The following is a 7,220-nucleotide window of genomic DNA, read 5'->3' as shown; positions in this document are numbered from 1 at the left end:
CCGGCTGTCGCCGGTCTCTCGTAAGGCCTCCAGGGCCGGGAACCACAAGGGATTCACCCGGCACCCGCGGGCCACCACGACCCCATCCAGCAGCAAGACCAGCCACCCCGCCGGGGCCCGGCTGGAATCCCTACACACGGATTAGGAACCACGGATGACCTTGGACGCAGGACCGATACGCTCCGGCGCGCACGCAGCGGCGGACGCGGTGGCGGACGCCCTCCCGGCCACCATGCGCGCGGCCCGGTTCGACACGGCAGCGGGCACGCTGACGGTCGAGGATGTGCCCGTGCCCCGGCCAGGAGCGGGCGAGGTCGTGGTCAAGGTGGCCGCGTGCGGCATCTGCCAGTCGGACCTGAGCCAGCTCGACGGCCATATCGCACCCCGGCTGCCGGTGGTCACCCCGGGGCACGAGGCGTCGGGCGTGGTGGCGGCGGTCGGCGGCGGCACCGGGCACTGGAAGGCGGGCGACCGGGTGGTCCTGGGCGCGGGAAAGGCGTGCGGCACATGTCCCGCCTGCCGGTTCGGCGGTGGCACGAACACCTGTGAGGACCTCCAGGTCATGGCCTTCCACTACGACGGGGCCTGGGCCGAGTACGTGCTGACCGACGCCACCACGCTCATCGCCGTGCCCGACTCCGTACCTCTGGAACACGCCGCCGTGCTCGCCGACGCCGTGTCCACCCCGTACGGCGCCATCGACACCGCCCAGTTGCGGTCCGCCGAATCGGTGGGCATCTGGGGGCTGGGGGGCCTGGGCACCCACCTCGTACAACTGACCCGCATCTGCGGCGCCTCCCCGATCGTCGCCCTCGACCCGCTGCCCGCCGCACGCGAGCGCGCCCTCGCCCTGGGCGCGGACTTCGCGCTCGACCCGACGGACGAGGACACCCGGGCCAGGCTGAAGGAGATCACGGCGGGCAAGGGTCTGGACGTCGCCTTCGACTGCGTCGGCCGCGCGCCCTCCTTCACCCAGGCGGAGCGCGCCCTCGGCCACCGGGGCCGGCTGGTGCTCGTCGGCATCTCTCCCGACCCGCTGTCCGTGGGCCCCGAACTCCACTTCGTGCGCAACCGCCACACCGTGATCGGACACACCGGGTACCGCATGGAGCATCTGGAGGACCTGGTCGAGCTGACCGCCCGGGGCCGTCTGGACATCTCCGGGTCGGTCAGCGCGATCCTGCCACTGGAGGACGTGAACGAGGCCATCCGCCGGTTGCGTGACCGGGAGGGCAACCCGATCCGCATCCTGCTGCGGCCCTGAGCCGACCGCGCTGTTGGCGAAGGCCGTGCTGCCGACAAGCCCTTCGCCTGGCCTCCCCGCTCAGGTCCCGGTCGCCCGGGCGGCGGTCTGATCGACCCGTTCGCGTACCCAGGTCAGAAAGGCTCGTACCGCGGCGGCGGGCAGGGGGATCGCGGAGGAGCGGGGGCGCTCGAAGCTGCGCACCGCGGCCTCGATGAGCGGCCGGAAGTCCTCCTCGGCCAGGGCGACTTCCCGCGCCGCCCCGCGCTTGGCCATCCAGCGACCCGTACGGCAGAACACCACCGAGCGGCAGCCGTTGAGCACACGGTTGTCCGCGAGGTGGCCTTCGCCGTCGCTGTGCTCACGGACGGAAGCGCGGATCGCGGCGAGCAGATCCGGGCGCTCCGGCGCGGCGATCACCTCCCGCGCGGGGCGGCCGAACAGCGAGAGCCCGGTCTGATGGGCGATGGAACGGTCGATGACGTACCAGAACGCGGGGGAGCGTGCCGCGTCGACATCGGCCCGGTTCGGCAGCAGCGGGCCGGTGTTGAGGTCCAGAAGGTACCCGGCCGTACCGGAGGGGCGACTGAGGAAATCCGTTCCGTAGACCACCAGTTCCAGGCCCGCCGCCGGGCAGGGCAGGTGGGGGTGGGCGAGAGCCCCGGCCAGGTCGTGCAGGGCCGGTCCGGGCAGTGACGGCTCCACGGCGACCGTCACATCGAGGTCGCTGCGCCCGTGCCGGTAGTCCCGCAGCGCCAGGGAGCCGACCGCGAGGACACTCACCAGATGGGGCCCGCACACCGTGCGGGTGCGCCGGACGAGTTCCGCCAGATAGGGCCGCAGTTCGATGGGGATGGAATGCGGATCTTCGCGAAGGTGGACCACCTGTCCAGTATCCACAGCGTGATCCGGGCCGCCGCACCCCGCTGCGCATCCATACATCCCTTATCGTGCCTTTTGTCGTAAAGCCTTCGTGGATGGGACGGAGTCGGGGACGTGGCGTTCGCGGAGTCGGCCGGTGGCGGCGAGCCGGCGTCCTCTCCCGCGCCCGGCCCGGTGTCCGGCATGCGGTACTGGGTCCCGCTGCTGGCCGTGTGTGCCGGGTACTTCATGGTGATCCTTGATGTGACGGTCATCAACGTGGCCGTGCCGGTGATCGGCCGGGAGCTGTCGGCTTCGCTCACCGGCATCCAGTGGATCACCGACGGGTACACCCTGGCCTTCGCCGGGTTCCTGTTGAGCGGCGGTGCGCTGGGGGACAGGCTGGGAAACCGCCGGATCTTCTGCACCGGCGTGGTGGTGTTCACCGTGTCCTCGGCCGCGTGCGCATTCGCGCCGAGCGCCCCCGTCCTGATCGCCGCCCGGGTGGTGGAGGGCCTCGGTGCGGCGTTGATCGTGCCCGGCTCGCTGGCCCTTCTCCAGCAGGCATACCCGGCTCCGGCCGCGCGCTCGCGGGCCTTCGGGGTATGGGGCTCCATCGCGGGCATCGCGGCCTCGGCGGGGCCGCTGCTGGGCGGGCTGCTGGTCTCCACCGTGGGCTGGCGGTGGGTGTTCCTCATCAATCTGCCCGTCGGCCTCGCCTGCCTGATGCTGACGCTGCGCCATGTGGCGCCCTCCGACCGGCTCACCGGCCGGGCTCTGGACTGGCCGGCGCAGTGCGCGGTCGTGGCGGCAGTGGCCTCGCTGACCGCCGCGCTCAACGAGGCCGGCCGGCGTGGCTGGTCCGATCCCGTCGTCCTCGCCGGGGTGGGCCTGTCCGTACTGGCCGCGATGGCGTTCCTGGTGCGCGAGCGGCTGGCCCGCTCGCCCGCCGTTCCGCCGAGGCTGCTGCGCTCGCGTGCGCTGGGCGGCGGAGCCGTCATCGGCCTTCTGTTCAATTTCGGCTTCTACGGCATGGTGTTCACCGCCAGCCTGGACTTCCAGCATCAGCGCGGCTACAGCGCCCTCGTCGCCGGCCTGGCGCTGTTCCCCGCGGTGGCGATGACCATGTTCGCCTCCGTACTGTCCGGGCGGCTGGCCCGCACGACCGGCGACCGTCCGCTGGTGTTCACCGGCATGCTTCTGGCGGGCCTGGGGCTGGCCGGCTGGGTCGCGGCGGGAACCGATCCCGCCTACCCGCTGCTGGTGGCCCCGATGATGGCCGCGGGATTCGGCACCTCCTTCGCACTCACCGGCTCCGCCTCCACGGTCATGGGCGCGGCGCCCCCGGCGTATTCAGGGACCGCCTCCGCCCTGTTCAACACCACCCGCCAGCTCGGAAGCGCCATCGGCGTGGCACTCGGTGGCACCCTGCTGGCCACGGCTGCCGACTACGGCGAGGGGCTGCGCACCAGCATGGCCATCGGCGCACTCGCCTACCTGGCCGCCGCGGGCCTCGCATGGTTCTGCGTACCGCCCACGCCCAGGGGCGGGCCGCCCGATGCGAAGGCTCGCACATCCCGCTGAGCGGTTGCCGATCCTGATTACTGAACGTCGCGCATGCGGCTGCCTGTCGTCGACGACTCGTTGCACGCCGATAAAGCTAAGTGACAATTCGTGGCCGGTGTTTGGCGCCGTTTTTCGGGGCCCGTTACCTCGACCTGTCATTCAGCCGAGCGGAACCGTTGTTTCGCCGGCCCAGCGGCTTCTGCCTCTGTCATAGGCCGGATGCGCGCGTCCGCGTACGGGTCGATGGCCGGGGGTCGCCCCGCGCACCCGCCCGCGACCGAGGCGGGCGCGGAAGTCGAGGCGGGTGCGGTCCCTCCGGTCCGTGGGCACCCTGCTCACCTGCCGGAACGCCGTGGTGGATCGCCGGTCTCGATGACGGTTCCTTGTGCCTGTCGGGCAACGGCTTGTCTCTGCCGCCGGAATCAGGTCATCGCGGCGGCACGGTCCTGGCCCGCGGGCCACGGGCGAAAAGCCGACGTTCCGGCGGTCGTTCGGCGGTCTCGCTCGTAAACATGACCCACCTCATACGTCGGCTGATTGGCCGGATAGCGAAATGGCGAACGTGCCGGACGAACCGGACCGGGCGGGCCACGGCAGGCGACCGGCCCTGGCCGTGCGACCGGCCCCGGTCACGTCGGATCGTCAAAGCAGGGCCTCTGTATGGTTGAATCGTGCACGAATGCCCGAAAGTAAATCGTGATGAAACGGTCAAGTAGCGGCCGCTCCTGTGGCGGACGGTCGGGACTAGCATGCGCCCCCGCGCGGCGGCAAGGGTGCCTGTGTGGGATTGGCCAGATCGAAATGCATGATCCATTTAGGCTGAAACTAGTTGCCTGAACATCATTGCCGCTCCGGAAGAGGCCCGGATACCGTAAATGCGAGCCCCGTGCGACGCGAAAATGCGCAGGGAAACAAATTTCTGCCCGGGGTTTCTTTCGCTGGACCCACCACTCCGGTATAGCGCAGTAAATGAACGAATTGCCGCGGGTTTTGTCGCGCCGTCATGGCGTTTCGGAAGCCCGGCCGGCGGATGCGGCCTCGCCGGAGGCCGGGACCGAAATGAGGGTGATGCACAGGTGGATGCCGTCTTCGTCATGCCCGGAACTGTGGCCGCTCCGCGCGGGGGCGTCCTTCGCGACCTCCACGACCGTTACGAGACCGTCCGTGACGCACTGTCCCGCATCGACAAGGCAGCCGCGGGCCTGGGGCTGCCCGACATCAGTACCAGGCTGATCGAGGACAACGGCACGAGCGACCGGCGCGGTCCCGAGGTCCAGTATCTGGAGATCTTCGCCGTCAGCCTCGCGACGCACCACATGCTGGTCGCCGAGGGCATCCAGCCCATAGCGATCGTCGGACAGAGCATCGGGGAGCTATGGGCCCTCGCCGCCGCGGGCCACCTGCCGGTGGAGGACGCCGCGCGGCTGGCCGTCGCCCGGTCCCAGGCGCTGACCCGGCAGAGCTGGCGGGGGAAGATGCTCGCGGTCGGCGTGGACGGTCGGCGGGCGGAGTCGCTCGCCGGGCTGATCGACCATCCCCACCTGGTACTGGCCTGCGAGAACGCCCCTCGACAGAGCGTCATCAGCGGGCCCGAGGAACTGATCCGGCATGTGGAGCGGGTCGCCGACGCGCTCGGCTGGCCGAGCCTGCCCCTGGACGTCCCGCACCCGACGCACACTCCGGCGATGGCGCAGGCCGCGCGGGATCTCCGGGCCACGGCGCCGAGGGCCGCGTACGGTTCCGGACGCTGGCGGGTGCGCTCCCCCTGGCTGGGGCGGGACGTCGGCGACGACGACCCGGTCGACCTCGTCGCCGGCGCGCTCACCGCCCGGGTCCGGATGCTGCAAACGGTCCGCGAGCTGCACGCGGCGGGTGCCGACATCTTCGTCGAATGCGGGGAGTGGCCTGTCGTCACCAAGTTCGTCGAGGCGTCTATCCCGGGTGTGCGGTGTGTCGTACCGCTCAGCGAGAGCGATCCGGTCGGAGCCGTCCGGGCATTGGCGGAGGACCCCACGGCGATCGGCCCGTTCTCTTCGCGCCCGCCGGTGCGGCCGAGCGAGAGGCTCCTGCCCTCCGCGCGAGTGAGCGCGCCCGAGTCGGCCGACCCGCCTTCGGCGGACGCCCTCGCCGAGGCGCCGGCCCCGGTCTCCGCGCCCGTGCCCGCCGCCCCGGCGTACTACGCGGAACCCGCCGCCCCGGTCTCCGCGGTCGTTCCGGCTGCCCCGGTCGCTCCGCCCGTCTCCGCCGCTCCACCCGCTGCGGCCGTTTCCTACGCCCCGCCCGCTCCTGTCACCGCCGAAGCTCCAGCCGCTCCTGTCGCACCGGCCACTCCTGTCGCGTCGGCCGCTCCGGTGGACGCGGTCGCCCAGCCGTCCGCCGGGCTGGACTACGAGACGGTGCTGGCCGAACTGCGCACGCTCTACGGTGACTTCCTGGGCTACCCGCCGGACCTGCTCGGCGAGGACGACGGCCTGGAGTCCGAGCTGGGCGTGGAGTCGCTCAAGCAGGTCACCCTGCTGGGCCGGGTCTCCGAGCGGTACGACCTGCCCGATCTGAGGTCGAACACCTCGCTGCTGACCGCCGGTACGCTGCGTCGGATCGCGGAGGGCGTCGTACAGGGCCGGGCGGAGGCCGCCGGGTGACGGACGACAGCCTGCGGGGCAAGATCGCCCTCGTAACGGGCGCCGCGAAGAGCCTCGGCGCGGACATCGTGCGCCGCCTGGCGCAGGGCGGCGCCCATGTGATCGTGAACTACTTCCACTCGGTCGACCAGGCGAAGCTGCTCCAGGAGGAACTGGAACAGGCAGGCCATAGCTGTGAGTTCATCCGCGCCTCCGTGGCCAAGACCAGCGAGATCGACCGGATGTTCGACCTGATCCAGGAGCGCCACGGTGGCCTGGACATCCTGATCAACAACGCCGCGGGCGGGGCGTTCCTGCCCCTGTTCGACATCGACGACACCTACTGGCAACGGGCGTGGTCCACCAACGTGATGGCGGCCTACCACTGTTCGCGCCGGGCGGCCGAGCTGATGACGGGACGCGAGGGCGCGAGCATCCTCTGCCTGTCCAGCGTCGGGGCGCACCAGCCGGTTCCGGGCTACGGTCCCGGTGGTGTCACCAAGGCGGCCCTGGAGTCGCTGGTCCGCTATCTCGCGCTGGAACTGGTCGGCCAGGGCATCCGGGTCAACACCGTACTGCTGGGCTCCGTCGCCAGTGAGATCATCGTGAACCTCGACGGCCCGGCGACGGTCGGCGGCGCGGATGCGGTCGACGAACTGATGAACCGCACCCTCTCGACGCCGGAGGCGGCCCGGTTGATCGTGCATCTCCTCCATGAGGACGCCGGTTTCATCACCGGGCAGACGCTCGTCGCCGACGGTGGTATCAGCATCGGCGGGATGCAGGGCCTGCGACTGCACAGCAGACTGGCCGACCAGGTGAGCAAGCCCGCCCGCCGCCCGGCCCTGTCGGCCTCGGTGCCGTCAGCGTCCGCGCCGTCCGCGCCGTCCGCGGCCGTAGCGGCCCCCGAGCCGTCCGCGTCCGCGCCC

5 protein-coding genes are annotated in these 7,220 nt (G+C 71.2%); 4 read left to right on the top strand and 1 reads right to left on the bottom strand.

Annotated features, from left to right (window positions below; translation table 11 throughout):
* The first annotated feature begins 154 nt into the window (after positions 1-154).
* On the top strand, positions 155-1,264 hold the full coding sequence (locus KN815_RS44420; protein ID WP_216347450.1) for a zinc-binding dehydrogenase: 1,110 nt from the start codon (positions 155-157) through the stop codon (positions 1,262-1,264).
* Positions 1,265-1,324: 60 nt separating this feature from the next.
* On the opposite strand, the gene KN815_RS44415 is transcribed toward KN815_RS44420, so the two are convergent.
* On the bottom strand, positions 1,325-2,128 hold the full coding sequence (locus tag KN815_RS44415) for an aminoglycoside adenylyltransferase domain-containing protein (RefSeq protein WP_253209631.1): 804 nt from the start codon (positions 2,126-2,128) through the stop codon (positions 1,325-1,327).
* Positions 2,129-2,239: 111 nt separating this feature from the next.
* Between KN815_RS44415 and KN815_RS44410 the strand changes: the two genes are divergently transcribed.
* The 3 genes from KN815_RS44410 to KN815_RS44400 all read left to right on the top strand — a co-directional run.
* Positions 2,240-3,688, top strand: coding sequence for an MFS transporter (locus KN815_RS44410; RefSeq protein WP_216347447.1), 1,449 nt, complete (start codon positions 2,240-2,242; stop codon positions 3,686-3,688).
* A gap of 1,076 nt (positions 3,689-4,764) precedes the next feature.
* A complete protein-coding gene (locus KN815_RS44405) occupies positions 4,765-6,312 on the top strand; it encodes an acyltransferase domain-containing protein (RefSeq protein WP_216347446.1) in 1,548 nt (515 codons plus the stop codon).
* Positions 6,309-7,220 (top strand): SDR family NAD(P)-dependent oxidoreductase (locus KN815_RS44400; protein ID WP_216347445.1); only part of this gene is annotated, 912 nt, incomplete at its 3' end. The genes KN815_RS44405 and KN815_RS44400, both read left to right, overlap by 4 nt.

The organism is Streptomyces niphimycinicus (genome assembly GCF_018883605.1).
GTDB classification, from domain to species: Bacteria; Actinomycetota; Actinomycetes; order Streptomycetales; family Streptomycetaceae; genus Streptomyces; species Streptomyces niphimycinicus.
Note: the sequence above shows the minus strand (reverse complement) of the source record. Positions and strands in the feature narration are given on the sequence as shown.